Source organism: Klebsiella sp. K-Nf6, assembly GCF_002806655.1.
In the GTDB taxonomy this organism is placed as follows: Bacteria; Pseudomonadota; Gammaproteobacteria; order Enterobacterales; family Enterobacteriaceae; genus Klebsiella; species Klebsiella variicola.
Genome location: NZ_PIBN01000001.1, coordinates 109,233 through 133,965 on the forward strand (window position 1 = coordinate 109,233; position 24,733 = coordinate 133,965).

Below are 24,733 nucleotides of genomic sequence, written 5' to 3' on the forward strand. Positions count from 1 at the left end.
CCTCCTTACAGGGCAAAAAGTTGGGTATTACGGAACGCGCGCTGATTTTCATCGCGGGTCAGGAGCGCCTGGATGGCCGCGTCCTCATCGTCGGCCTGATACCAGCTCAGCTGCACCGGACGGGGCGCATATTCTGTGGCCGGATCCTGGGGATGCGGCAGCGCGGTGAGCACCAGCAGGACGTCCATCGGGGCAAACAGCTCAACGTAATCCCCGGCGCGACTGTTGCCGGCAACAAACTGGAAACGGCCCTCGTCATCGACGGTGACTTTGCTGAAGAAGTTGACCACCATCAGCAGATCTTCCAGGCCGAGATCCCATTTGCCCATCTCCACCAGCAAGTTATCGACGCCGTTGCGGTAGAAGCCATTGCGTAATTCCTGGTAGCGTCCGGCGCCATATTTGTCGTGTGTCTCTTCGGCGTTAAGGACCCCGCCGAACGGATCGTGCCAGCCGCAGCTGTCGGCGACGATCCCGGCCAGCACCCGACCCATATCGGAGTAGAAACAGTGTCCGGCGGTCAGGCGCGCGATATGCTGGCCCTTGAGGGTATCCGGCAGGTTCAGACGCTCACTTTTCTCATGGGGGTTGAGCATCATCATGCTGACGTTCGCCCCGCCGTCGATATCGGTCAGGCGCAGGATCTGCCCTTTGCGCAAAATCAGCGAGGTGTGCGCCCCGCCGGGAAGCCGCTCTTCGCGCAGGCTGGGAGTGGCGTGAAAAAGTACGGTCATCAATTTATCTCCTTAATGCGTAAACGTTGGTGTCGCTACCGGTGGCCAGCTGTGCCATCCGCGCCTCATTGAGCGGGATGTCGTAGGTGATACGCGCCCCCCAGGCGTTAGGCGCCTGCGGATCGATGCGCACTTTGTCGAACACCAGCAGCCGGGTGCCCAGGTTGAAGCCTTCGGCCAGATCGTGGGTGACCATAAACACCGTCATGCGCGTTTCGCTCCACAGCTGGAGCAGCAGCGCATGCATATCTTTGCGAATGCCGGGATCCAGCGCGCCGAAGGGCTCATCGAGCAGCAGCACCCGCGGCTGCATCACGAACGCCTGGGCGATGGCCAGCCGCTGTTGCATCCCCCCGGACAACTGCGCCGGATATTTATCCAGAGCGTGCCCCAGCCCCACTTTCTCCAGCATGTGCTGGGCCTGTTGCCGGGCCTCGCGTTTTCTGCCGCCAAACAGGCGCCCCAGCAGCGGGGACGCCGGCAGCTCCAGGCCGATGGCGACGTTATCCAGCACGTTGAGATGCGGAAACACCGAATAGCGCTGGAAGACCACGCCGCGGCTGCGATCCGGCTCCGCCGCCAGCGGCCGGCCATCGAGCAGGATCTCGCCACGGGTCGGTTTTTCCTGACCGAGCAGCAGGCGTAAAAAGGTCGATTTACCACAGCCGGACGCGCCGACCATCGAGCAAAACTCGCCCTCTTTCACCTGCAGATTGATGCGCTCCAGCACCACGTGATCGCCGTACTCCTGCCAGATGTTTTTGATGTCGATAAAACTCATCCCCGGCCTCCTTCCGCCCACGGGAAACAGGCCTTGTGCAGCTGGCGCAGCGCCAGATCCATCAGCCATGCCAGCAAGGTGATCCAGATGACATAGGGAATAATCACGTCCATCGCCATATAGCGCCGCACCAGGAAAATGCGGTACCCCAGCCCGGCGGTAGCGGAGATGGCCTCGGCGGAGATCAAGAACAGCCATGCCGAGCCCAGCAGCAGGCGCAGAGAGGTGATCAGCCGCGACAGCAGCTGGGGAAGCACCACCCGCAGCACCAGGGTCCAGCTATTGGCGCCGAGGGTCTGCGCTTTTATAAAAAGCTCCGCCGGGATCTCCTTCGCCCGCTGCTCCAGGTCGCGCGCCAGCATTGGCGTAATGCCGATGACGATCAGCATCACTTTCGACAGCTCATCGAGGCCGAAGACGATAAACAGCACCGGCAGGATCGCCAGCGGCGGGATCATTGACACCACCGTCAGCAGTGGCGACAGCGCCGCGCGGTACATCGGGAAGACGCCGGCGGCGATGCCGATACCGAGGCCGATCAGCGACGAGACGGCCAGGCCCGTCAACAGACGACTCAGGCTGATCAGCGTATCGGCCCACAGCAGATACTCACCGCTGCGTTTGTCCGGGGTGAACGCCATCCGGTCAATGGCTGCCACCATCTGCGACAGGCCTGGCAGCAACTTGTCCTGCGGATTGGCTTCCAGCCGCACCGCCGATCCAATAAACCAGGCGGCGATCAGCACGACAAAAGGCAGCAGCATCAGCGTCAGGCGCATCCCCTTTTGGGGATAACGGTTAATGTGGCGCATGGCGTGGTCTCCCGGCGGTAATCATTACAGCTGGCCCGCGGCGGCCAGCTTCAGGTAGCTGTCGTCAAAGCGCAGTTTGCGGTTGGCGGCATCGCCGAGGGTGACATTTCCCGGGAAGGTCATACCGATAAAGTCCGCGCTCTGCGCCCCTTCACCCAGCAGGCCTTTATCGAACGAGAACTGCGCCACTCGCTGCATCGTTTTCGCCAGTTCCGGCGAGGAGATAAACGCCAGGGTGTCGGCAGGCGTCCAGAACAGATGGGTTGTTTTAAGCTGTGCCTGGTAGCCGGCAAGATCGGTGCCGGAGTCGGCGGCCATGGCGCTCAACGCCTGGCTATCCCCGGCCTTCATTTTGGCCATCATTTCAAACCAGGCGCCGGTCAGGGCTTTGCCCAGCGCGGGGTTATCTTTCAGGGTCTGGGTGTTCACCACCATCATGTCGATAAGCTCGCCTGGCACCTGTGAGGAGCTAAACACTTCGCTGGTTTGCGGGGTCTTTTTGATAACCGACAGCTGTGGATTCCAGGCCACCGCCGCCCGCACGCCGCTGGTGCCGAAGGCCGAGACGATATCGGCATCGGAGGTATTCACCACCTTGACGTCTTTTTCCTGCAGCCCGGCTTTTTCCAGGCCGCGCACCAGCAGATAGTGGGATACCGACAGTTCCGGGAGATACACCGACATCCCTTTCAGGTCGCTGAGCTTTTTATCCGCCCCTTTCAGGACCACCCCATCGTTACCGTCGGAGTAGCTGCCGGTGATCAGCGCCGTGCTGTCGACGCCGCCCGCCGCCGGGATCGTCAACGCGTCCATGTTGGTCATCGTGCAGCCGTCAAACTGCCCGGCGGTGTACTGGTTGATGGATTCGATGTAATCGTTGAGCTGGACGATATTGATCTTGATGCCGTATTTGCTGGCCCATTTATCAATGATCTTTTCGTTACTGATGGTTCCCCAGGGCATCCAGCCGGCGTAGATGGTCCAGCAGACGTTGAACTCTTTTTTGACGGCGGCAAACGACGGGACGCTGGTCAGCAGCGTCAGCGACAGGACAAGTGAGCGGAGGAGCGGCGATGTTTTCATGGTGGACCTCTGGTTAGCACGAGAAACGGAGCAGCGCGACACCCAACGGTGCTGCTGTCTCCCGGGCTTTTATCCCGCCGTGTAACCTCGCCGAGGTCGCCAGCTCTCGGACCAGACGTTCACCGCGGTGAACCGGAACCCTAGCCAGCTATTGTGTGATCTGAATTGTCTGTTGCGCTGCTTTCTGCCGATGTTCTTGCAAGCGCCATGCCAGGAGCCAGAGGCCGCTCACAGCCGCGTTTCGCCGCCAGCGGGCGCATCGATTCCCAAAAATGGGGAGTGATGTTGGGGCATTGCATGGCTTTGGTGCAGGAAAACGCAGAGCGCATGCGCCGACATTCTGCGGATTTGCCACGAACGTTTCCCACGCACCGCGATGACCCATTTGCACCGCCTCAGTGCTGCATATTCCCCATGAAAAACCCCGTCATATGCCACCTTTTCGCCTTATCCATATGAATATAAAACACTATTTTAACTGGCACGTTTAATGCTGTGCGCTTGTATACCGCGATGTGGACAAGATCGAATGCCGTATGGCCACAACACGTCGTCACTCTGCGGTCGCCACCTTCCCCTTTCCGTGAGGCATCCAGGGTGGATGCGTTTCACGGAAGCCTGCTTACTGAAAACGGAGAACAACATGACGACACTCAGCGAACCGTTGGTTACCCCGAGATATGGCAAATGGCGCCAGCTGGTGCTGGGCTTGATCTGTATGGCCGCCATTTCCAGTCCGCAATATGTCTGGACGCTGTTGACAAAACCTCTGGCCGCCAAACTTGGCGTGGGTCTGCCAGAATTGCAGGTCACCTTCTCCCTGCTGATCATCCTGCAGACCTTCTTTTCCCCTTTTCAGGGGCGGTTAGTGGAAAAATTTGGTCCACGGCGGCTGATCGCTATTGGCACGGTGATGGCGGGAATGAGCTGGGTGCTTTCCGCACAGGTGAATGGCCTGGCAACGCTCTGGCTGGTTTATGGCTGCATGGGCGGCCTCGGGACCGGGATCGTCTACATCGGCGTTGTCGGCCTGATGGTCAAATGGTTCCCGCAGCAGCGGGGGTTTGCCGCCGGCGCGGTGGCGGCGGGCTACGGGATGGGGGCCATTATAACCACCTTCCCCATCTCCCTGTCGCTGACCACTAACGGCATCGAACACACGATGACGACTTTCGGGATCCTTTTCGCCCTCGTCGGCTTCCTCGCCAGTCAGGGGCTGAAGCTGCCGCCGCCCGCTGTCTCTCAGCCCGTCAGTCAGACGGTGGCGCAGAGCAGCAGATCGTTTACTTCCCGGGAAATGCTGCGCCAGCCGCTGTTCTGGCTGATGTTCGCCATGATGGCGATGATGTCGACTTCCGGGCTGATGGTCACCTCGCAGATGGCGGTGTTCGCCGAGGATTTCGGCATTAGCCAGGCGGTGGTGTTTGGCATGGCGGCGCTGCCGCTGGCGTTAACGATAGACCGCTTCACCAACGGCTTAACCCGGCCGCTTTTTGGTTTTATTTCCGACCGCTTCGGCCGCGAGCAAACCATGTTTATCGCCTTTGCGCTGGAAGGCGTGGCGATGATGCTCTGGCTGGCGTGCCGGGAAGATCCGCTGCTGTTTGTCCTGCTCTCCGGGGTGGTCTTCTTTGGCTGGGGGGAGATCTTCTCCCTCTTCCCGTCGACACTCACCGATACGTTCGGCAGCGAGCATGCCGCCACCAACTATGGCTGGTTGTATATTTCTCAGGGCATCGGGTCAATCTTCGGCGGCCCGCTGGCGGCACTGCTCTATCAGTACACCCACGGCTGGCATGTAGTCTTCAGTTGCGCGATTGGCCTTGATTTTGTCACCGCCGCCCTCGCGCTGTGGGTGCTAAAACCGTGGCGCGCGCGCTTTATCCGCCAGCACAGCTAACTGCAGCGCTGACAGAAGTGACGGCTCGCCCGTCACTTCACGGATATTCGCTGCGCAGCAGCGCGTACAGATACTCATCGCCCCACTCACCTTTAAAAAAGATATTCTGCCGGTAATGCGCCTCGCGACGAAAGCCCAGCCCTTCAAGGAGTTTGATCGCGCCGGAATTGCGGGTATCAACCACCGCCATCAGCCGGTGATGGGCTAACTGTTCAAAGAGTAAGGCCATCACCGCCCGCATGGCTTCCCGGGCATACCCCTGATGCTGATACACCGGGGAAAAGGTCATCCCCAGCTCGGCCTGTCTGCCCTGATCGAAAAAGTGGATCCCCACATCCCCCGCCAGCGCACCGTTGGCCTGGATCTCTACGGCAAGCTGGAACCAGCTCTCATCCTCAGCAAAGGCCAGCGAACGCTGTTGTTCATAGAAGGCTGTCGCCTCTGTCATGCCATAGTGGGTCCAGCTCTGAAAGCGGGCCACCTCCGGCAGGTTGCGATAATGGCTGAAAGACGGCAGATCTTCCGTTCTGAACCGGCGCAGCAGCAGCCGGGGCGTGGTCAGGGGTAATATCATCTCTTCTCTTCTTCTTAATGAGACAGGCAATCGCGGGGCCATCTTAACCTGCGCAGCCTCAACCCAGCCATCGCACTTCCTTGTCAATTTAATATAAAGTTAAATTTCGATATTAAAATTTCACAAACCGATAAAACATTACAATAACAAATACGAAAAACAGGGGAACAAGCCAGAGAGGCGTCTTTGGAAAAAAGAGCCCTTGCGCCACGGCGAAGAGGATGGTCAATACAGCTGGGCCATAATTTGAAATTAACGACCGGAATATTCTTCGCAGCAATCTTTTAATAAGATTCATCATAGTTATCGGATCATCCTTGTAATGATGTCTGTAATACCCTCATTCGATGCCTGTCCTTCTGTAACCGTCTCAGACTTCAGAAATAATGGCTATCAGAAAGTACATCATTCACAGCTTATGTGTATAAAGGTCCGAATAATACGCCGGTTCGGAAACATTAGGACATGACTTGTGCAAGTCTACGCAATCTTGTTTTTATTGAGGAAACCGACACCGCATAAACCGCGGCTGATTTACTTTTTGCCCGTCTGGCGGCAAGATCCGGCATAATGCACCGCTGTCGCAGGACGGCCGTGTCACCGGCAGTCGTGACAGCGAACATTCGACAGGAAAACGCATGAAGCCAAAACAAGCGGACATTCTCCGCCACGCCAGCGCGCTGTTTAATCGCGAAGGATATCAGTCGCCCAGCATCGAGCGGATTGCTGAACATGCCGGCATCTCCAAAATGACCTTCTACCGCTATTACGCCGATAAAGAGGCGCTCATTCTGGCTATCCTCAAGCAGAAAGAGAGCGAATTTATGCAGGATTTGGCGCAGATCACGGCCGATAAAGCCAGCGCGCGGGAGAGGCTGTTTGCCGTGTTCGACTACTACCATCGCTGGTTTACCTGCGACACGTTCCACGGCTGCATGTTTACCCGCGCGCTGTTTGAATATGGCGCGTCATCGCCGGCGATCCGGGAGCAGTGCTCCCGGTTCAAGTCGCTCCTCTGGCAGTTCTTCCGCGATATCCTCCTGCAGGTGTTAAAACCGGAACCTGCCGAGCGGGTCGCCATGATGATGGTGATGCTCATCGATGGCGCCATCGCTGCACAGCAAGCCGAGTCCGCCGAATGCCGGGAGATCCCACCGGGGATCACCGCCTGGAGCGCGGCCAAAGCGCTTATTTACTCAGAAGGCGGTACGCTGTGAGATGATGCGCTGCCGTCCAGTGACTGCAGGGCCGCCAGCAGGCAATCATAGTAATCGTTGCAGGTTTGCAGGCGCAGCGCGGCGCCAAAGTAGACCTCCTCCATCGCCGCCGGATGTTTTTTGCCAATCGGCACAATCACATTGTTCAGCCAGCCATCCGCATGACCGATATCGACGGTGATATGTTCGGCATAATAATGCACATCGCGATCGGAAAGCCCAATCCGCCGACAGCCCGCCACCAGTTTTTCATACTGCGGTGGGTCGAGCAGCTCGGTCATCGCCATGACCCCCAGCGATTTGTAATAATGCTGACGGTTTACGCCGCCCAGCATAAAGGCGTTATACCCGGCCAGGCCCGGCCAGTCGTACAGGTGGGCAAAATGATTGTCCGGCAACGCGATATTCCGCCGCTTCAGTAAATCCTTATACAGATTGACGTGGGTGATCTCAGTGCTGCCCTGACCTATCTCATCCCACAGATTTTGCGCAATCTCCGCGCGGGTTTCTGGCAGCGAACCCACCAACCCCATCGCCACAAGATCGAAGAACAGCAGATTCAGCGCGCTGTCGCTTTTGAAGAAGTAGTCGATCTGCGCCGCGGAGGCCTCGCTGGCAAGGAAATCGAACAGCGGATGATGAGACGCCGGGTGCTGCTGGCATAAGGCGCGCAGTTCGTCGACGATATTGCCGGCGTTAAGCACCGGTCTCTGGCGATGGAAACGTTTGCTTTCCGCCCGCAGCCACTCAGACTCAATGTAATTTCTGATCCCGGAGAGTAGCGGATGAAACTGATTGGCTGCCGCTGGCGAGAGCGGGTCGGCAAGCCAGGACTGATAGAGGATGAACAGCGCATGGTGAGCGCGCTTTTTGGCCTGTGGATCCTCAGCGGAGAAGGCGCGGATGCAGGTATTCTCAGTCAGATGCCAGGCTCTGTCGGCGACCAGCGGGTTGGCCGTCAGCTTCAGCGACAGCGCGTTGCTGTGCAGAAGCTGGTCAATTAACTCATCCAGTGCCAGCCTGGCCATCACCGCGGTCTGGTCACTACCAATGACCCCATTTTCTGTGTTACGCATGAATTTATCCCTGTGAAATGCATGGCAACTATACGGTATAGTACCGTTAACAACGCGGCAACGAAAATTTATGGATAACGAATATCACATTGTAAAATATGGTTTTTTAATAAATAACAAAAAGACCACTATAAAAATATTGATATTATAAAATTATTAAAGTTACCATCTGGTACAGTGATAAGCGACGCAAGGAATCAGCATGCCCTATTTATTACTGACGCTGGCCGCCCTGTTCTGGGGGGGAAATTACGTGGTCGGTCACGTGCTGGTCCAGGGCGTGGATCCGATCCTGATGACAGAAGCGCGATGGGCGTTGACGGCGCTGTTACTGGGCCTGCTCTACCACCGGCAAATTGCCGCCAGCCGCCACCTGCTACGGGATAACGCGCCGGCGGTGCTGGTGTTAACCCTCTGTGGCCAGGTCAGCTTCCCGCTTACGCTCTATATTGGCCTGCAAACCACCTCCGCCCTCAACGCCGCCATCTATATGTCCGCCACGCCGAGCATGGTGCTGCTGATTAACCGGCTGATTTTTCGTGACCCGGTATCGGCGCGCAACTGGCTGGGGGTCATTTTCAGCACCCTTGGCGTGATGATTCTGTTATTCCAGGGGAACCCACTGCATGCCACCTCGCTGCATACCTTTTCCGTCGGCGATCTGTGGGCCATGGGGTCGGCGCTGAGCTGGGCGCTCTACTGCTCGCTATTACGGCTGAAGGATCGCCGGATCCCGGCGAATGGCTTTGTCGCCGTCAGCTCGCTGCTCGGCGCCCTGATCCTGCTGCCCATCGTCATCTTCTGGCTGATGCGCCACCCGGCGCAGGACTGGGCAGCCTGGCGCGAGCCGTTTTTCCTCAGCGGCCTGGCGTATCTGGTGATTTTCCCGTCTTGGCTGGCCTATCTGTTCTGGAACAAAGGTATCGCCGCGATTGGCGCCACCCGGGGAGAAATTTACACCCATATCATCCCGCTCTCCGGCGGGGCGTTGAGTATCCTCTTCCTGCATACCCAGCCGCATGCCTGGCATCTGTTCAGCGCCCTGTTTATCATGGTGGGGATTGGGATCTGCTCGCTGGAGAAACGCCAGGCGGCGGCAATTCGTCTGCGCGGCTAACGTACGCTACCGGGCGCCTGACGACACCCGGTAGCAGAAGTTAACGGCTGGTGGAGAGCGGCTGGCGATGCCCCGCTCCTGCGGGCTGAGTCACCCGTCCCTCGCGACCAAAGAAGGTCAGGACGGTAATGACAATTGCCACCGTACCGGCCACCAGGGCCATCGCCAGACCGTAGTTATGCCCATGATGCTGGGCGATTGACGCCTGGAGAGTGGCATTCACTGACGCCAGCAGATTACCCAGCTGATAGACGAAACCAGGCAGCACCGCCCGGGTGTTGGCCGGGACCAGTTCATTGAGCCAGGTGGGGATCACTCCCCAGGCCCCCTGCACCATAAACTGCATCAGAAACGCCCCCGCCCCCAGCGCCAGCGAGCCGCTGGCGAAAGCCCACAGTGGAATGACCGGCAGCGCCAGCAGGGCAGCGATCATAATCGCTTTGCGTCGGCCAATCTTCTCCGACAGCGAACCGAAGAACACCCCACCCATAATCGAGGCAATGTTGTAGCAGACGGCGATGATGCTGACCGTTTTAGGCTCGAAGCCGTGCTGAACCTTCAAAAAGACCGGGTAGAGATCCTGCGTCCCGTGGGAGAAAAAGTTAAAGGCCGCCATCAGTACCACCAGGTACAGGCACAGCTTCCAGTGGCTACGTAGCACCGGCAGCAGCGCCGTACTCGCTTTACTTTGCCGGGCCGCCAGCCAAACCGGGGATTCCTCGACGCAGAAATAGATAAACGGCAGCAGCAGCACCGGCGCGGCGCCAATCACAAACATCCCGCGCCAGCCGAGATGTTCAAACAGCAGCCCATAGGCGACGGCCGCCAGCAGATAGCCGAAGGGATATCCCGCCTGGAACAGGCCGGACATCAGGCCACGCGAGCGGTCGGGGATCGTCTCCATCGCCAGCGAAGAGGCCACGCCCCAGATCCCGCCCATCGCCACGCCATACAGCACCCGCAGCAGAAAAAACAGCAGCAACGACGGCGCGGCGGCGGAGAGCAGTTCAAAGGCGGAGAAGAAGACGATATTCAGCATCAGGATGGGTTTGCGGCCATACTTTTCCGCCGCCCTGCCGAAAATCAGCGCGCCTATCGGCCGCACGGCCAGGGTAAGCAGAATCGCCAGGGTGACCTCTTCAAGGTCGACGTGAAACGAGTGGGCGATATCGCTCAGTAAAAAGACCAACAGAAAGAAATCGAAAGCATCGAGCGTCCAGCTTAAAAAACTGGCAATCGCCGCGTTGCGCTGTCGTGAAGTCCAGCCATGCATCTTGTCATCCCTATCCCGACGGCGTTGCCGGGAGCTTGCGCGGCGTCCGGCAGAGCAAGCTGGTGTCACCGCTTATGTAAATTGTTTGTATAGAAAGTTGCTCTTTTGTTAATTACACCCTTTTTCCGGCCGTCGGCAAGTTTATTAGCCTGCTAATTTGTTTCAAATTGCGTGTAGCGGCCCACCGGATCGGCAATTTTCGACCAGAATTAAAGACAGGCTGGCGTCAATGAAACGCTGTCCATGCCGCATCCGCCCACAGGAAGGGAGAGAATCATGAAGAGAGTTGCCATCGTCGGCGTGGGGCCGACGGGGATTTACACGTTCTATGAACTGGTGAAGCGTGGTGAGCCGCTGGCGATCACCCTGTTTGAAAAAGAGGCGCAGGCCGGGGTGGGTATGCCCTACAGCGATGATAATACGGCGGCGCAAATGCTGGCCAACATTGCCAGCATTGAGATCCCCCCTATCGACCTGACCTATCTGCAATGGCTCCAGCAGCACAGCGACGCCTGGCTGGCGGCGCGCGGTCTCGAGCGGCACACGCTGCATGAGCGCCAGTTCCTGCCGCGAGTGATCCTCGGCGAGTACTATCGCGACCGTTTTCTCTATCTCACTGAGCGGGCCCGGGACGCCGGCTTCATTGTTAGCGTTTGTGAATCCTGTGAAGTCACGGATATTGCCGTCCAGCCCGCCGGGATCGCTATCCATACCGATAGCGCGGCAGAACCGGTTATCGTCGACCTGGTGGCGATAGCCACCGGCCATCTGTGGCCTGAGGAAGAGCGCGCCAGTCGACAGTACTTCCCCAGTCCGTGGACCGGGCTGATGGACGCCCGGATCGCGCCCTGTCGGGTCGGGATCCTCGGGACCTCCTTAAGCGCGATTGATGCCGCCATCGCCGTGGTGGCCCAGCATGGTGTTTTCCATACTGAGAACGACAAAACGACCCATTTTACCCTCCATCCCGGCAGCGAGGCACTGGAGATAACGCTGATGTCGCGCAGCGGGGTGCTCCCGGAAGCCGATTTTTACTGTCCGATCCCATGGGAGCCGCTGGAGATCGCCACCCCTGCCGCCCTTGAGGCGGCTGTCGCCCGGGGCAGCGATGGGCTGCTGGATCGGGTATTCGAGCTGGTCGTCCAGGAGCTGGAATATGCCGCCCCGGCCTGGTGCGAGGCGACGGGGCTGCGCCAGCTAACGCCTGACAGCATCGCCGACGCCTGGTTTGCCGACCGTCTCACCCATGATCCTTTCCACTGGGCGCAACGCAATCTGCAGGAGGTGGAGCGCAATAAGCGCGAACACCATACGGTGCCCTGGCGCTATGCTATTCTCCGCCTGCACGAGGCGATTGAAAGCGTGGTGCCGCAGCTCAACGACGAGGACAACCGCCGATTCCGGCGCGGGCTTGCCCGGGTGTTTATCGATAATTATGCCGCCATCCCGCCGGAATCCATTCGCCGGCTGCTGGCCCTATACCAGGCCGATATTCTGCGTATTGTGGCGCTCGGCGAGGATTATGACCTGCAGCGCGAGTCTCACCGAACGCTGATTGTTCATCATCAGCAGCGCTGTGAATTCGATGTGTTTATCGATGCCCGCGGGCAACAAGCGTTGAAAACCCGGGATCTGCCCTTCCCATCGCTGCGCCAGCAGCTGCTGGCCTGCGGCGACGACATTCCGGACGTCGGCGATGACTACACGCTGCAGGCGCCCGAGACGCTGCGCGGACGGGTCGCTTTCGGCGCCCTTCCCTGGCTGATGCACGATCGTCCCTTTGTGCAGGGGCTGACGGCCAGCGCCGAGATTGGCAGCGCGATGGCCCGCGCCGTGTCGCAGCAGGCGACGGGCCGCCGGCGCCGCCTGTGGTTTATCGAATAGCGGGCTGCTTAAACGCAATATCCGAATAAAGGGGGGCAAACAGGCGTGCTATAAACAGTGACTGTTCGCCCCCATGCAAGACCCTGTCTAACTTTTACGAGGTACTCATGAGCCATCTTTTTAGCGCGACGCGTATTGGTCAGCTGGCGCTGGATAACCGCATCGTTATTGCCCCCATGTGTCAGTACTCTGCCGACGAGGGTAAAGCCACCTCCTGGCACCGGATCCATCTTGGTCAGCTGGCTTTCTCCGGCGCCGGCCTGTTAATTCTCGAAGCCACGGCGGTAGAGCCGGCGGGACGTATCTCACCGGGGGATCTGGGTTTGTGGGATGATGAAACCGAAAACGCGCTGCGCGCGGTGGTAGAGGATATTCGGGCCTGGTCGCCGATCCGCCTGGGGATCCAGCTGGGGCACGCCGGACGCAAAGCCTCCTGCGCGGCCCCGTGGCAGGGTGGTCATCAGCTGGCCCTCAACGAGGGGGGCTGGCAAACCGTTGCCCCCTCCGCCGTGGCATTTCACGATGGCGACCGCGCCCCCGCCGAGCTGAGCCTTGCCGATATGGCGCGCATCAAAGCGGCGTTTGTCGCCAGCGCGTTGCGCGCCCAGCGTCTGGGCTTTGAGCTGATTGAACTGCACGCCGCCCACGGCTATCTGCTGCACCAGTTTCTCTCGCCGCTCAGCAATCAGCGCCGTGATGAGTACGGCGGTTCGCTGGAAAACCGTCTGCGCTATCCGCTGGAAGTGTTTAACGCGATCCGCGAGGTGGTGGGCAACACCATGGCGGTGGGCGTCAGGCTGTCGGCGACCGACTGGGTCGAAGGCGGCTGGGACGTGGAGCAGTCCATTCAGTTCAGCCAGCAGCTGGAAGCGCTGGGCAGCGACTACATTCACGTCTCCAGCGGCGGCTTGTCGCCGCAGCAGTCGATCACCATCGGACCGGGTTATCAGTTGCCATTCGCCCACGACATTCGCCAGCAGGTTGCCATCCCGGTGATTGGCGTGGGGCTGATCACCGACCCGCAGCAGGCGGAAGCGGCGCTGGAGGATGGCGATGCCGACCTGATCGCCCTCGCCCGCGCGGTACTCTACGATCCGCACTGGCCGTGGCACGCTGCGGCCAGCCTCGGCGCCCAGGTTCGCGTCCCTTCGCAGTACCTGCGCTCGGAGCCGCACGGCCTGAAAGGCACCCTGCTGCCAAACCGTTGAACCCGCGGCGGGCATAAAAAAGGGGTATCGGAAGATACCCCTGAGCAGGATGTTATTGCGGTCGACGTGCCGGGCGGCGGCGACGCCTTGCCCGGCCTACAAAAAGGTGATACCCGGTCATTGCGCAGCCAACCCGCTCCCTGCGTAGGCCCGCGCAAGCGCAGCGCCGCCGGGCAATCTATCAGGCTCCGCTCCCTGTATTTCCGGGCGCGGGTCCGGCAAACACCGCGAGTTACTGCTGGGCGGGCGGTGGCGTGGTGTTCTGTTTGTCCGCCGCGATACTGTCCTGGATGGCTTTGGTTTTGCTCGCCGCCTCCGCCGAGAGCTGATTGGCGTCGCCGATGGCGTTGTCTTTGATCTGACCCGCCTCTTTGACTATGCGGTCACTTTCCTGCTTTGCGTTCTGCTTCACGGCATCGGCCTGGGCTTTCGCCTGCTGGGCGATGGCATCCGCTTTCTTGTCCGCCTCCGCCTTGATGGCGCTGGCCTGATCCTCCAGGCGGTCGGCCTCGGCGTCAGCCTGGCTTTTCAGCGTATCGATTTGCTTATCCGCATCCTGTTTAATCGCCTGCGCTTTGTCCGCCGCGGCATCCTTCATCTGCTCCGCATTATCTTTGGCCTTATCCAGTTTGTTATCCACTTTCGACGCATCGTCGCAGCCAAACAGGGTCAGACACAGGGCGGAAGCAAGCAGTGTTTTATTCCAGAGTTTCATCAGCATTCCCTTACAGGTTAAGTCGTTATCCAGCTTTGTGATTCATTGCTTAATAGCATTCACATTTTATATATAATCGCTCAGTCTGCAGAGTCAAGCCGACACCGATCGATCCAGCGTCGCCACCAGCCCCTGCAACCAGTCGGCAAAGACCCGCACCTTATGCGACAGATGCCGGTGCGGATAGAGCAGCGACAACGGTCGACGCGGCGCCGGAAAGTCCGGCAAAATTTCCACCAGTTGCCCGCTGTCGATATAAGGTTGCAAAAAGAAACGCATCCCCTGCAGCATCCCCAGCCCCGCCAGCCCGGCGGCAGTAAAGACTTCAGAGTTGTCCAGCACCAGTTTACCGGGGATGGCGATCTGCCTGATGCCCTCCGGGGTCTGGAATCGCCAGGGCATAATCTGCCGGCTGCTGCTGTTCACCCAGTTCACCGCCAGATGCGACTGCAGGTCCTCCAGCGTCGCGGGCGCCCCATAGCGCGCCAGATAGCCCGGACTGGCGCAGGTGGTTAACGCCACCTCCCCCAGCGAACGCGCCACATAGTCGCCATCCTCAAGATCCCCCACCCGCAGCAGGCAATCCAGACCATCGCGCAGCATATCCCGGCGTACGTCGGAGCTGCTGAGGACAATCTCCACCTCCGGATGGGCCTGATAAAAATCCGGCAGATGCGGGATCACCAGCAGCCGGGCAAAGGCGATCGGCATATCAACGCGCAGCTGACCGCGGATCGGCCGGTCCGGCCCGAACGACTCCAGCAGATCGTCGGCCTGGGAGAGCAACGGTTTGCTGCGGCGATAAAACTCTTCCCCCTCCGGCGTGAGATACAGACGCCGGGTGGTGCGCTGCAGCAGCCGGACCCCGCTCTCTTGCTCCAGCTGCTGCAGCGCTTTGGTCACCGCCGGTCGGTGGACCTGCAAATTTTCCGCCGCTTGGGCAAAGCTGCCGGCATCGACGATTTCAATAAAGATTTTAATATTCTCAAACAGATTCATTTGCATAACGGCCCGTCTCCCGCCTCATCGCCTGCCCACATTATTACTAATTTAATAATAGTGATGAAAATTTTTGCTCATTTTTTAAAACAATAAAGACGCCTACACTGCCCTCATTGCCGCATCGCTGGGGCGAAGAAATTTATAACTTATTAACATACAAGGAAAAATATCATGCAATCCAACCGCGTCGCCCGCATTCTGGGTATTGAAAAACCGGTGGTCCAGGGACCGCTCTCCTGGCTGACCGATGCGCGTCTGGTGGCGGCCGTCGGCAACGCCGGTGGGCTTGGCGTGCTGGGCCCGAACGCCGGACTGACGGCGGCAACCGCCGTCTCCACCCCGGAGGCCACCGCCGAGAAAATGCGCGAAGAGATCCGCAAAACCAAACAGCTGACGGAGAAACCCTTTGGCGTCAACCTGATCCCGACGGCGGAAAACGACATCTGGACGCCGGCGATCCTGCCGGTGATCAAAGAGGAAGGCGTTAAGGTGGTGGTCTACACCGGCTACGGCGATGGTTCGTTAAAACCGGCGCTGTTCGACGAACTGAAAGCCGCCGGGATCACCATTATCTATCGTGACATCAACCCGACGCCGGAGAACAGCCGCCGTGCGGAGCAGGCCGGAGCGGACATTATTGTCGCCACCGGCTTTGACGAAGGCGGCACGCTGCCGGGCACTGCCCTCGGAACCTTCACCATCGTCCCGCTGATCGTTGACGCGGTACAGCGGGTTCCTGTCATGGCCGCCGGGGGGATCACCGACGCCCGGGGGGCGCGCGCCGTTCATGCCCTGGGGGCGGAAGGCGTCTTCGCTGGTTCGGTATTCATCAGCACCATCGAAAGTCGGGTTCCCGACTCGGTGAAAGCGAAAATTGTGGCCGCCAACGGTCTGGATCTGCGCCTGTTCCGTACCCTGCCGGACTACTACCGCGCGCTGCCCGGCAAACTGAGCGACACACTGGTGGCCATGGATCGTGCCGGCGCCTCAAAGGCCGAGCTGGCCCAGGCGATGGGCGGTCTGCGCGGGATGCGGCTGGGCATGCTGGAGGGGAATACTGATGAGGGGTATATCTCGGTGGGCGCGGGGATTGGCAACATCCATGCCATCACCTCCGTCGCCGAGGTGGTCAACCAGCTGGCGGTGTGAAGCCGCCAGCCGGGGCACCGCAACCGGCGCGATCAGGCGTCGGCCACCTTCTCTACCGCCCGGGAGAAAGCGTCGATAGCCAGTCCGACGTCGGCGGCGGTGACCGACTCCGCCGGGTGATGGCTGACGCCTCCCAGGCAGCGCACAAACAACATGGCCGAAGGCCAGCGCTCGGCGATGGCGATGGCGTCATGCCCTGCGCCGCTCGGCAGCGTCAGCGAACGCCCCTGCACCGCCACCACCGCCTCGCTCAGCACCGCCTGCAGGTGACTGTCGCAGGCGGTGGCGGCGATGCGATAATACTCCTCGGCGGCGAAACTCAGCTGGCGACGCCCGGCAATGGCCTGCGCCTCCCCCAGCAGCTCATCCAGCAGCGCCGTCAGCGGCGCATCCTGCGGGCCGCGAATATCCAGGGTCAACTGCACCTCGCCCGGTATCACGTTCACCGCGCCTGGCGCACAGCGCAGGGTGCCGACCGTCGCCACCAGATTACCGCCGCGCTGCCGGGTCAGGCTTTCCACCTGCACCATCCATTCCGCCGCCGCGGCGAGGGCGTCCTTGCGATGGAGCATCGGCACCGTGCCGGCATGGCCAGCTTCGCCGGTAAAACGGCAGTTCAGCCGTCGGGCGCCGTTGATCGCCTCCACCACGCCGAGCGCCAGCCCCGCCTGCTCCAGGCACGGCCCCTGCTCGATATGCAGTTCCAGATAGGCGGCGATATCCCGCGGGTGACGGGCCGCGTGGCCGATCCGCGCCGGATCGAGTCCGGCATTCACCAGCGCCTGGGCGACGCTCACGCCGTCGGTATCGCACTGTGACAGCCAGCTTTCAGGCCAGGTGCCGGTGACACCGCGACTGCCGAGCAGGGTGATGCCAAAGCGGGTGCCCTCTTCATCGCCAAAGCCGACGATCTCGATTGCCTTTGTCAGCCGTCGCCCCTGCTGGTGCAGACGCTGGACCACCTCAATCGCCGCCAGCACGCCGAGCATGCCGTCGTAGCGCCCGGCGTTGCGCACGGTGTCAAGATGAGAACCCAGCAGCACCGCCGGCGCCCCCTCCTGTTGTCCTTCATAGCGTCCGCAGATGTTGCCGACGCTGTCCTGCCACACCATCATGCCGGCAGCCTGCATCCACTGGCCCACCAGCTGGTTGGCCTGCAGATGTTCGGGTGACAGATAGACCCGGGTCAGGGCATCGGCGGTTTCGCTGAGGGCGGCCAGCCGATCGGCGCGGGCCATCACCCGGCTGGCCGCCGCTTCTCTCTCCGCCTGCTGGCGGGCGGTATCACTCATAGGGTGGCCTCGGTGCGGTAGTGATCCCAGGCCGCCTGCATCGCTGCGCCCTGAGTGGTGGTGAACTTGAGGTAGTTCAGGACCGCTTCCAGCGCGCTGAGCGTCTGCATCACGCAGTCTTTTCGCGCGTTATAGCCCATGGTGCCAATGCGCCAGACTTTACCGTGCAGCGGGCCAAACGAGGTGCCAATTTCAATGCCGAAATCTTCCAGCATCAGCTTGCGTACCTGATCGCCGTTGACCCCGTTGGGGATCACCACCCCCAGCACGTTATTCATTTTGTGCCGCAGATCGCCAAAGGTCTCGAGCCCCATCGCCTGGATGCCCTTCAGCAGCGCATCGCCGTGCAACTTGTGGCGGGCGATGCCGTTGTCGAGTCCCTCCTGGAGGATCAGGCGCGCGCACTCCCGGGTGGCAAACAGCGCCGAGGTCGCTTCGGTATGGTGGTTAAGGCGCTCCGGCCCCCAGTAATCCATCACCATGCCGAGATCGAAATAGTTGGAGTAGATCATCTCGTCGACGCCGTCGTGGTGGGCGTCGGTGCGGATCCCCTGCTCAATGCAACGACGGCGGCGGATGACCTCTTCCATCCGCGGGCTGAGGGTGATGGGCGACGTGCCGGAAGGACCGCCCAGGCACTTCTGCATCCCGGCGGACACCGCGTCCAGCTGCCAGGCGTCGGTTTCCAGCGGGTTGCCGCCGAGCGACGCGGTGGCGTCGGTATAGAACAGCACATCGTGACGACGGCAAATCTCCCCCAGCTCCGCCAGTGGCTGCAGCATGGTGGTGGAAGTATCGCCCTGTACGGTGAGCAGCAGGCGCGGGCGCACGCGCTTAATCGCGTCCTCAACCTGATCCGGCGTAAAGACCTCGCCCCACGGCACCTCGATGGTGTGCACCTCTGCCCGGCAGCGACGCGCGATCTCGCACAGCAGATGACCAAACCGGCCAAACACCGGCACCAGCACCTTGTCACCCGGACGGATCGCCGACACCAGAATCGCTTCGATCCCGGCGCGCGAGGTGCCGTCGACCAGCATCGTCCAGCGGTTTTCGGTGCGAAACACGCCGCGGTAGAGCGCCATGACTTCATTCATATAGTGGGTCATCGCCGGATCGTACTGGCCAACCAGCTGGCTCGACATGGCGCGCAGCACGCGCGGGTCGGCATTGATCGGCCCCGGCCCCATCAGCAGGCGCTGCGGCGGGTTAATTTGCGAAAACTGAGTGATATCCATCTGCCATTCCTTACGTTAGTTAAGACCGCGCACCGAGGAGATAAACTGTTTCAGTTCGCTGGTCTGCGGGCTGGCGAACAGCGTTTTGCTGTCGCCCTGCTCCCAGACGCGTCCCTGATGCATAAACACCACGCGGTCGCCCACTTCGCGGGCAAAATTCATTTCATGGGTGACGAGGATCAGCGTCATACCTTCCGCCGCCAGTTGCTCCAGCACCTTCAGCACTTCACCCACCAGTTCCGGGTCGAGTGCCGAGGTGATTTCGTCACAGAGTAAAACTTTCGGCGACATGGCCAGCGCCCGGGCAATGGCCACGCGCTGCTGCTGGCCGCCGGAGAGATTGGCCGGATAGTAATCCAGACGGTCGCCAAGACCGACCTTCTCCAGCATCCGCTGCGCCAGTTCCCGGCATTCGGCCTGGGACTTCTTCAGCACCCGCCGCGGGGCCAGCATGACGTTCTCCAGCGCCGTCATGTGCGGGAACAGGTTAAAATTCTGGAACACCATGCCGATGGAGCGGCTGATCTCCCGGGCCTGTGAATCGCGGTCGGTGATGGTCATGCCCCCGAGCTTGATACTGCCCTCCTGGTAGCCCTCCAGACCATTGATACAGCGCAGCAGCGTGCTTTTACCCGAGCCGCTGCGGCCGATGATCGAGATCACTTCCCCCATGTCGATATCCAGATCGACGCCCTTCAGTACATGGTTGTCGCCGTAGTACTTCTGCATCTGATTAATGGTGATGAGAGGCATTGAATTTGTTCTCCAGATAGCGGCTGTAGCGGGACAGCGGATAACACAGAATGAAATAGCCCAGCGCCACCAGGGCAAACACTTTAAACGGCTGATAAGTGACGTTGGTCAGCATCGTCCCGGCCTTGGTCAGCTCCACAAAGCCAATAATCGATGCCAGCGCCGTGCCTTTGATCACCTGTACGGCAAAGCCCACCGTCGGCGCGATGGCGATGCGCAGTGCCTGCGGCGCCACCACGCGGTACAGGGTCTGGCCGAAGCTCAGCCCGAGACACCGCGAGGCTTCCCACTGGCCTTTGGGCAGCGCGCGAATGCTGCCGAACCAGATATCCAGCAAAAAGGCGCTGGTGTAGAGCGTCAGAGCGACCGAGGCGGCGGTCCACGCCGAGACGTCAATGCCGAACAACGCCACGCCAAAGAATGCCAGAAACAGCTGCATCAGCAGCGGCGTCCCCTGAAACAGCTCAATGTAGCCGCGGATCAGCCGTTTCACCTGGCGTCCGCCGGTGAGGCGCAGCAGCAGTAACGGTAAGGTCACCAGCGCCCCGCCGGTGAACGCGACCAGCGACAGCAGCACCGTCCAGCGACCGGCCAGCAGCAGGTTGCGGATAATGTCCCAGTCAGTAAAAGTGGTCATCAGGCCTGTACCCCCAGCCATTTACGCCCCGCCGCCATCAGCAGCTGGCGCATCGCTATCGATAACGCTAAGTAGATCCCGGTGGTCACCAGATAGACCTCAAAGCTCAAAAATGTCCGCGACTGGATCAGGTTGGCGGCGAAGGTCAGCTCCTCATAGGAGACCTGCGACACCACTGACGAGCCGAGCATCACAATGATGCACTGGCTGACCAGCGCCGGGTAAATCCGCTGCAGCGCCGGGGGCAGTACGACGCGAACGAAGGTTTGCGTCCGGCTAAGCCCGAGCACGCGACCGGCTTCCCACTGGCCCTTCGGCGTCACCTGAATACCGGCGCGGACGATCTCGGTGCTATAGGCGCCGAGGTTAACCACCATCGCCAGCAGCGCCGCTTCACCGGCGGTCATCTTCAGTCCAAGGTTCGGTAAACCAAAGACGATAAAAAAGAGCTGCACCACAAACGGCGTGTTACGGATGATTTCCACATATCCGCCCCATACCCGGCTGAGCATTCCCGGGCGCCCGCTGCGGATCGCCGCCCCGAGGATGCCGATCGCCAGTCCGCCGATCGTCGCCAGCACCGTCAACTGCACCGTCACCCACAGGCCGGCCAGCAGCTCCGGCCAGTGCGGCCAGAGCTCAGAGAAATGAAGTTGCTCCGTCATCCCCAGACCTTACGCGCCGAGGCTGGCAGGCAGTGGCGCTTTCAGCCACTTCTCAGACAGACCGTTGAGGGTGCCGTCCTTAATGCCCTGCTCGATGAGGGTATCCACTTTCGCCTTCAGCGCCGGTTCGTTCTTTTTCAGACCGATAAAGCACGGCGAGTCCTTCAGCATAAAGCTCGGCACCGGCGCTTTGTCGGCGTTCTGCCGGGAGATGGCCGCCACCACCAGGTTTCCGGTCGCGACATACTCCACTTGACCGGACAGGTAAGCCGACAGCGTGGTGTTATTGTCCTCGTAGCGCTTAATCTGCGCTGCCTGCGGCGCCACGCTGGTCAGCACCATATCTTCCACCGCCCCACGGGTCACGCCGATGCTTTTACCGCTCAGCGCGGCCGCGTCCTTCAGCTCCGCCCCTTTCGGGCCAAACACGCCGAGGAAGAACGGCGCGTAGGCGCGGCTGAAGTCGATCACCTTCTCGCGCTCGGCGTTCTTGCCGAGGCTGGAGATCACCAGGTCCACCTTATCCGTCTGCAGATACGGCACGCGGTTGGCGCTGGTCACCGGTACCAGCTGCAGCTTGAGCTTCATCGATTTCGCCAGATAGCGCGCCATATCGATGTCATACCCCTGCGGCTGCAGGTCGGTACCCACCGAGCCGAACGGCGGAAAATCCTGGGGTACGGCAATGCGGATGACGCCGCGTTTTTCAATATCCTGGAGCTGGTCAGCCTGCGCGGCAGAAACAGACGAAAGGAGACAAGCGGCCCCGGCCAGTGCAATCAACAGTTTCTTCATGATGTTTACCCGTTACGTTAGCATGAAACAAAAGATTCTTTGAATCTGATTTTGCAACTAATGTGCCAGATACAGACGAGACGAGGGTTTGCGAGGAATTAAAACAAAAAGTGAGAAAGGACAAGCGTTAACGGGAAAGTGTTCAGAGAGCGGCGGCGCCATCACGTGGCTTTTCGTGCACCATAATGATGCACAGCACCACGCTGGCGCCCCATCAGCGTTGTTCCAGCTCGTCCAGCTGCTGATAAAGCGTGGCAATATCGTGGATGCGCGGACGACCACTGTCGAGCGTTTCATGCAGAAAGGCATTGGCCAGCAGATTGATCAGGCTGTTGACCGAGGCATAGCTGTCGTAGGCCGAGACGCTGTCCAGCGGCGCGCAGAGCTGCCAGCGGGAGAGCGGAAACAGGCTATGGGCCTGCGGCTCGCACATTAACAGGACCGGCACCCCGTCGCGCTGCAACTGCTGCAGCAATGGGCGTACTATTCGCGGCCGGCGGCGAAACGCCATCATCACCACCAGATCATCGGTGGTCAGATCGACCAGCTCTTCGCTAAGGCTCTGACCCGGCTGGGGCAGCACCAGCACCTGGCCGCGGGCCTGCAGCAGTTGCTGGCGCAGATGCAGCGCCGCCGGATAGGCGTTACGCATCCCCACCACCACGATGCGGCGGGCGGCCACCATCGCCGTCAGCGCCTCGGCGAACTGGCGGGCGTCGAGCGCGTTGACCCATTGGGTGAGGTTCGCCATCTCCTGCTTATAATGGCGCGCCAGCAGCGTGTTACCCTGCACCGCGTCGCGCTGGTCGGTCAGCGGCATACCGCTCTGGCGCAGGGTGCGCAGTTCATCGCGCATATCCTTATATTTGTCATAGCCGAGGCGCTTGAACAGCCGGCTGACGGTGGCTTTCGACACGCCGCTCAGCTGCGCCAGCTCGGCGCTGTTGTAGCTTATCAGGTCGTCAAAGTGGTCAAAGATGAAATCCGCCACCCGCTGCTCCTGCGGCGACAGCGAGGCGTATTGCCCTTTTAGTCGTTCATCGAGTTGTTGCATAGCGCCCCTGTAACTTTCGTTTCATCATCCATCCCTCATCATACTGTATCTGCTATGCCTTACACATAGCGTGCCAGTGGGAAAATTCTGGTCATTGTTTTTATCAATGAAACGAAACGTTCAGAGATGGAACAGCTTTTGCAGTGTTCTGCGGGTGATTCGTTCAGAAAGGATAATTTATGCACAGTAGCAACGTTTCGACCCACGGCATGGCGGTGGCCCCCCACCACCTCGCCAGTCAGAGCGCGCTGGCGATCCTGCGCGAGGGCGGCAGCGCCATTGAAGCGATGGTGGCTGCCGCCGCGGCCATCGCCGTCGTCTATCCCCATATGAATGGCCTCGGCGGCGATGGCTTCTGGCTGATCGTGCCGCCTGAGGGAGACCCCATCGCCATTGACGCCAGCGGGGCGGCCGGGTCGCTGGCGACCCTCGAGGCCTACGCCGGACAGCGGCATATTCCCCACCGGGGACCGCAGGCCGCGCTGACCGTCGCCGGCACCGTCAGCGGCTGGGACGAGGCGCTGCGTATTTCACGGGACTTAACCGGCCGCGCGCTGCCGGTGGCCCGCCTGCTGGCCGATGCGATCGGGTATGCCGAAGACGGCATTCCGGTCACCGCCTCGCAAGCCCACGCCACCGCCAGCAAACTGGAAGAGCTGCGCCATCAGCCAGGCTTCAGTGAAACCTGGCTGGTATCGGGCGAGGCCCCGCGGCCCGGCAGCCGCTTTCGCCAACCCGCCCTCGCCGGCACCCTGCGCCTGCTGGCCAGCGACGGTCTCGACAGTTTCTATCGCGGGCCGCTGGCCGAACGTCTCGCGCAGGGCATGGCCGCGCTGGGGATGCCGATCACCCTCGGCGACCTGCAGGCCCACCGCGCCCGGCGTCCGGCGCCGCTGACGCTCCAGCACCAGCAGGGCACGCTGTGGAATCTTGCGCCGCCAACGCAGGGGCTGGTGTCGCTGGCGATCCTTGGCATCACCGACCGCCTGAACATGGCCGATGCCGATGATGCGCAAACGGTGCACCGTATCGTCGAAGCCACCAAGCGGGCATTTGCCCTGCGCGATGCGCATATCACCGATCCACGCCATCTGGATGTGGATGTGCAGGCGTTGCTCACCCCGGAAGCCCTGCAGCCGCTGGCCGAGAGCATCGACGACGCCAGCGCTTCCCCCTGGGGCCGCGGCAAAGGCCCGGGCGATACCGTCTGGATGGGCGTCGTGGATAACAGCGGACTGGCAGTGTCGTTTATTCAGAGTATCTATCACGAGTTCGGCAGCGGCGTGGTGCTCCCGGACACCGGGATCGTCTGGCAAAACCGCGGGGCGGCCTTCAGCCTCGATCCGCAGCATCTCCTGGCGCTGGCCCCTGGCAAACAGCCCTTCCATACCCTCAACCCTGCCGCCGCACGCCTGAACGATGGCCGGGTGATGGTCTATGGCTCGATGGGCGGCGATGGTCAGCCGCAAACTCAGGCAGCGCTGTTTACCCGCTATATCCTGCAGGGGGTGCCGCTGCAGGAGAGCATCTCCCGTCCGCGCTGGCTGCTGGGCCGCACCTGGGGCCAGTCCTCCGACTCACTGAAGCTGGAGGGACGCTTTGCCCCTGCCTGTATCGCTCGCCTGCGCGAGCTGGGGCACGAAGTGGAAGTGCTGGCCGATTTCAGCGAAGCGATGGGCCACGCCGGCGCCATTGTCCGCCATCCCAACGGCCTGCTTGAAGGGGCTACCGATCCACGCAGCAACGGCGCCGCCGCCGGATACTAAGGAACAGA

24 protein-coding genes and 1 riboswitch are annotated in these 24,733 nt (G+C 60.6%); of the genes, 7 read left to right on the plus strand and 17 right to left on the minus strand.

Features of this window, described 5'->3' with window-relative positions; translation table 11 throughout:
- Window positions 1-5: 5 nt before the first annotated feature.
- From CWM61_RS00545 to CWM61_RS00560, 4 genes are read right to left on the minus strand one after another with little or no spacing between them, the layout of a single operon-like run.
- The gene (locus CWM61_RS00545) at window positions 6-734 is read right to left on the minus strand and encodes an urea amidolyase associated protein UAAP1 (protein ID WP_100630472.1); all 729 of its coding nucleotides are present in this window, start codon (window positions 732-734) and stop codon (window positions 6-8) included.
- A 4-nt stretch (window positions 735-738) separates the two neighbouring features.
- A complete protein-coding gene (locus tag CWM61_RS00550; RefSeq protein WP_100630473.1) occupies window positions 739-1,515 on the minus strand; it encodes an ABC transporter ATP-binding protein in 777 nt (258 codons plus the stop codon).
- Window positions 1,512-2,327, minus strand: a complete 816-nt coding sequence (locus CWM61_RS00555; RefSeq protein WP_023297641.1) for an ABC transporter permease — start codon at window positions 2,325-2,327, stop codon at window positions 1,512-1,514. Before CWM61_RS00555 ends, CWM61_RS00550 begins: the two co-directional genes overlap by 4 nt.
- 24 nt (window positions 2,328-2,351) lie before the next feature.
- Window positions 2,352-3,410, minus strand: coding sequence for a putative urea ABC transporter substrate-binding protein (locus CWM61_RS00560; RefSeq protein ID WP_044649752.1), 1,059 nt, complete (start codon window positions 3,408-3,410; stop codon window positions 2,352-2,354).
- A 56-nt stretch (window positions 3,411-3,466) separates the two neighbouring features.
- Window positions 3,467-3,565, minus strand: a riboswitch (guanidine-I (ykkC/yxkD leader).
- A 446-nt stretch (window positions 3,566-4,011) separates the two neighbouring features.
- On the opposite strand from CWM61_RS00560, the gene oxlT reads away from it, so the two are divergent.
- Window positions 4,012-5,310 (plus strand): oxalate/formate MFS antiporter, encoded by a 1,299-nt coding sequence (oxlT, locus tag CWM61_RS00565; protein ID WP_100630474.1) that lies wholly within the window; start codon window positions 4,012-4,014, stop codon window positions 5,308-5,310.
- Between the two features lie 37 nt (window positions 5,311-5,347).
- Here oxlT and CWM61_RS00570 read toward each other — a convergent pair whose 3' ends face one another.
- Together CWM61_RS00570 and CWM61_RS00575 are read right to left on the minus strand one after the other, a co-directional pair.
- Window positions 5,348-5,926 carry a GNAT family N-acetyltransferase gene (locus CWM61_RS00570; protein ID WP_165784126.1) on the minus strand — a complete coding sequence of 193 codons (579 nt, stop codon included), beginning with the start codon at window positions 5,924-5,926 and terminating at the stop codon, window positions 5,348-5,350.
- Between the two features lie 70 nt (window positions 5,927-5,996).
- The gene (locus CWM61_RS00575) at window positions 5,997-6,185 is read right to left on the minus strand and encodes a hypothetical protein (RefSeq protein WP_074385823.1); all 189 of its coding nucleotides are present in this window, start codon (window positions 6,183-6,185) and stop codon (window positions 5,997-5,999) included.
- A gap of 337 nt (window positions 6,186-6,522) precedes the next feature.
- Between CWM61_RS00575 and CWM61_RS00580 the strand changes: the two genes are divergently transcribed.
- Window positions 6,523-7,101 (plus strand): TetR/AcrR family transcriptional regulator, encoded by a 579-nt coding sequence (locus CWM61_RS00580; RefSeq protein ID WP_100630477.1) that lies wholly within the window; start codon window positions 6,523-6,525, stop codon window positions 7,099-7,101.
- Here the strand turns inward: CWM61_RS00580 and CWM61_RS00585 are convergent.
- Window positions 7,077-8,177: an iron-containing redox enzyme family protein gene (locus CWM61_RS00585; RefSeq protein WP_074385822.1), complete on the minus strand. Its 1,101-nt coding sequence runs from the start codon at window positions 8,175-8,177 to the stop codon at window positions 7,077-7,079. The two genes, CWM61_RS00580 and CWM61_RS00585, sit on opposite strands and share 25 nt — an antisense overlap.
- 202 nt (window positions 8,178-8,379) lie before the next feature.
- Between CWM61_RS00585 and CWM61_RS00590 the strand changes: the two genes are divergently transcribed.
- Window positions 8,380-9,294, plus strand: coding sequence for a DMT family transporter (locus tag CWM61_RS00590; protein WP_074385821.1), 915 nt, complete (start codon window positions 8,380-8,382; stop codon window positions 9,292-9,294).
- A 40-nt stretch (window positions 9,295-9,334) separates the two neighbouring features.
- On the opposite strand, the gene CWM61_RS00595 is transcribed toward CWM61_RS00590, so the two are convergent.
- Entirely contained in the window at window positions 9,335-10,567 is a 1,233-nt protein-coding gene (locus CWM61_RS00595; RefSeq protein ID WP_074385820.1) for an MFS transporter, read from the minus strand.
- Between the two features lie 276 nt (window positions 10,568-10,843).
- Between CWM61_RS00595 and CWM61_RS00600 the strand changes: the two genes are divergently transcribed.
- Window positions 10,844-12,451 (plus strand): FAD-NAD(P)-binding protein, encoded by a 1,608-nt coding sequence (locus CWM61_RS00600; protein ID WP_074385819.1) that lies wholly within the window; start codon window positions 10,844-10,846, stop codon window positions 12,449-12,451.
- 107 nt (window positions 12,452-12,558) lie between these two features.
- Window positions 12,559-13,659: an NADH:flavin oxidoreductase/NADH oxidase gene (locus CWM61_RS00605; RefSeq protein ID WP_100630479.1), complete on the plus strand. Its 1,101-nt coding sequence runs from the start codon at window positions 12,559-12,561 to the stop codon at window positions 13,657-13,659.
- A gap of 232 nt (window positions 13,660-13,891) precedes the next feature.
- Here CWM61_RS00605 and CWM61_RS00610 read toward each other — a convergent pair whose 3' ends face one another.
- Together CWM61_RS00610 and CWM61_RS00615 are read right to left on the minus strand one after the other, a co-directional pair.
- Window positions 13,892-14,380, minus strand: coding sequence for an E3 ubiquitin--protein ligase (locus tag CWM61_RS00610; protein WP_165785222.1), 489 nt, complete (start codon window positions 14,378-14,380; stop codon window positions 13,892-13,894).
- A gap of 87 nt (window positions 14,381-14,467) precedes the next feature.
- On the minus strand, window positions 14,468-15,373 hold the full coding sequence (locus tag CWM61_RS00615) for a LysR family transcriptional regulator (protein WP_165785240.1): 906 nt from the start codon (window positions 15,371-15,373) through the stop codon (window positions 14,468-14,470).
- A 174-nt stretch (window positions 15,374-15,547) separates the two neighbouring features.
- On the opposite strand from CWM61_RS00615, the gene CWM61_RS00620 reads away from it, so the two are divergent.
- Window positions 15,548-16,525 (plus strand): NAD(P)H-dependent flavin oxidoreductase, encoded by a 978-nt coding sequence (locus tag CWM61_RS00620; RefSeq protein ID WP_008804833.1) that lies wholly within the window; start codon window positions 15,548-15,550, stop codon window positions 16,523-16,525.
- A 32-nt stretch (window positions 16,526-16,557) separates the two neighbouring features.
- On the opposite strand, the gene hpxK is transcribed toward CWM61_RS00620, so the two are convergent.
- The 7 genes from hpxK to hpxU all read right to left on the minus strand — a co-directional run bounded on the left by hpxK (window position 16,558) and on the right by hpxU (window position 22,959).
- On the minus strand, window positions 16,558-17,817 hold the full coding sequence (hpxK, locus tag CWM61_RS00625) for an allantoate amidohydrolase (protein WP_074385815.1): 1,260 nt from the start codon (window positions 17,815-17,817) through the stop codon (window positions 16,558-16,560).
- Window positions 17,814-19,055, minus strand: coding sequence for a pyridoxal-phosphate-dependent aminotransferase family protein (locus CWM61_RS00630; protein ID WP_074385814.1), 1,242 nt, complete (start codon window positions 19,053-19,055; stop codon window positions 17,814-17,816). The genes hpxK and CWM61_RS00630 overlap by 4 nt, the downstream gene beginning before the upstream one ends.
- Window positions 19,056-19,070: 15 nt before the next feature.
- Entirely contained in the window at window positions 19,071-19,808 is a 738-nt protein-coding gene (locus tag CWM61_RS00635; protein WP_004179947.1) for an amino acid ABC transporter ATP-binding protein, read from the minus strand.
- Window positions 19,789-20,445, minus strand: a complete 657-nt coding sequence (locus CWM61_RS00640; RefSeq protein WP_004179948.1) for an amino acid ABC transporter permease — start codon at window positions 20,443-20,445, stop codon at window positions 19,789-19,791. The genes CWM61_RS00635 and CWM61_RS00640 overlap by 20 nt, the downstream gene beginning before the upstream one ends.
- Window positions 20,445-21,110: an amino acid ABC transporter permease gene (locus CWM61_RS00645; RefSeq protein WP_004176117.1), complete on the minus strand. Its 666-nt coding sequence runs from the start codon at window positions 21,108-21,110 to the stop codon at window positions 20,445-20,447. Before CWM61_RS00645 ends, CWM61_RS00640 begins: the two co-directional genes overlap by 1 nt.
- Before the next feature lie 9 nt (window positions 21,111-21,119).
- Entirely contained in the window at window positions 21,120-21,905 is a 786-nt protein-coding gene (locus CWM61_RS00650; protein WP_032754423.1) for a transporter substrate-binding domain-containing protein, read from the minus strand.
- Window positions 21,906-22,119: 214 nt separating this feature from the next.
- On the minus strand, window positions 22,120-22,959 hold the full coding sequence (gene hpxU, locus CWM61_RS00655; RefSeq protein WP_100630485.1) for a MurR/RpiR family transcriptional regulator HpxU: 840 nt from the start codon (window positions 22,957-22,959) through the stop codon (window positions 22,120-22,122).
- Between the two features lie 179 nt (window positions 22,960-23,138).
- Between hpxU and hpxW the strand changes: the two genes are divergently transcribed.
- A complete protein-coding gene (gene hpxW / locus CWM61_RS00660) occupies window positions 23,139-24,725 on the plus strand; it encodes an oxamate amidohydrolase (RefSeq protein WP_074385811.1) in 1,587 nt (528 codons plus the stop codon).
- The last annotated feature ends 8 nt before the right edge of the window (window positions 24,726-24,733 follow it).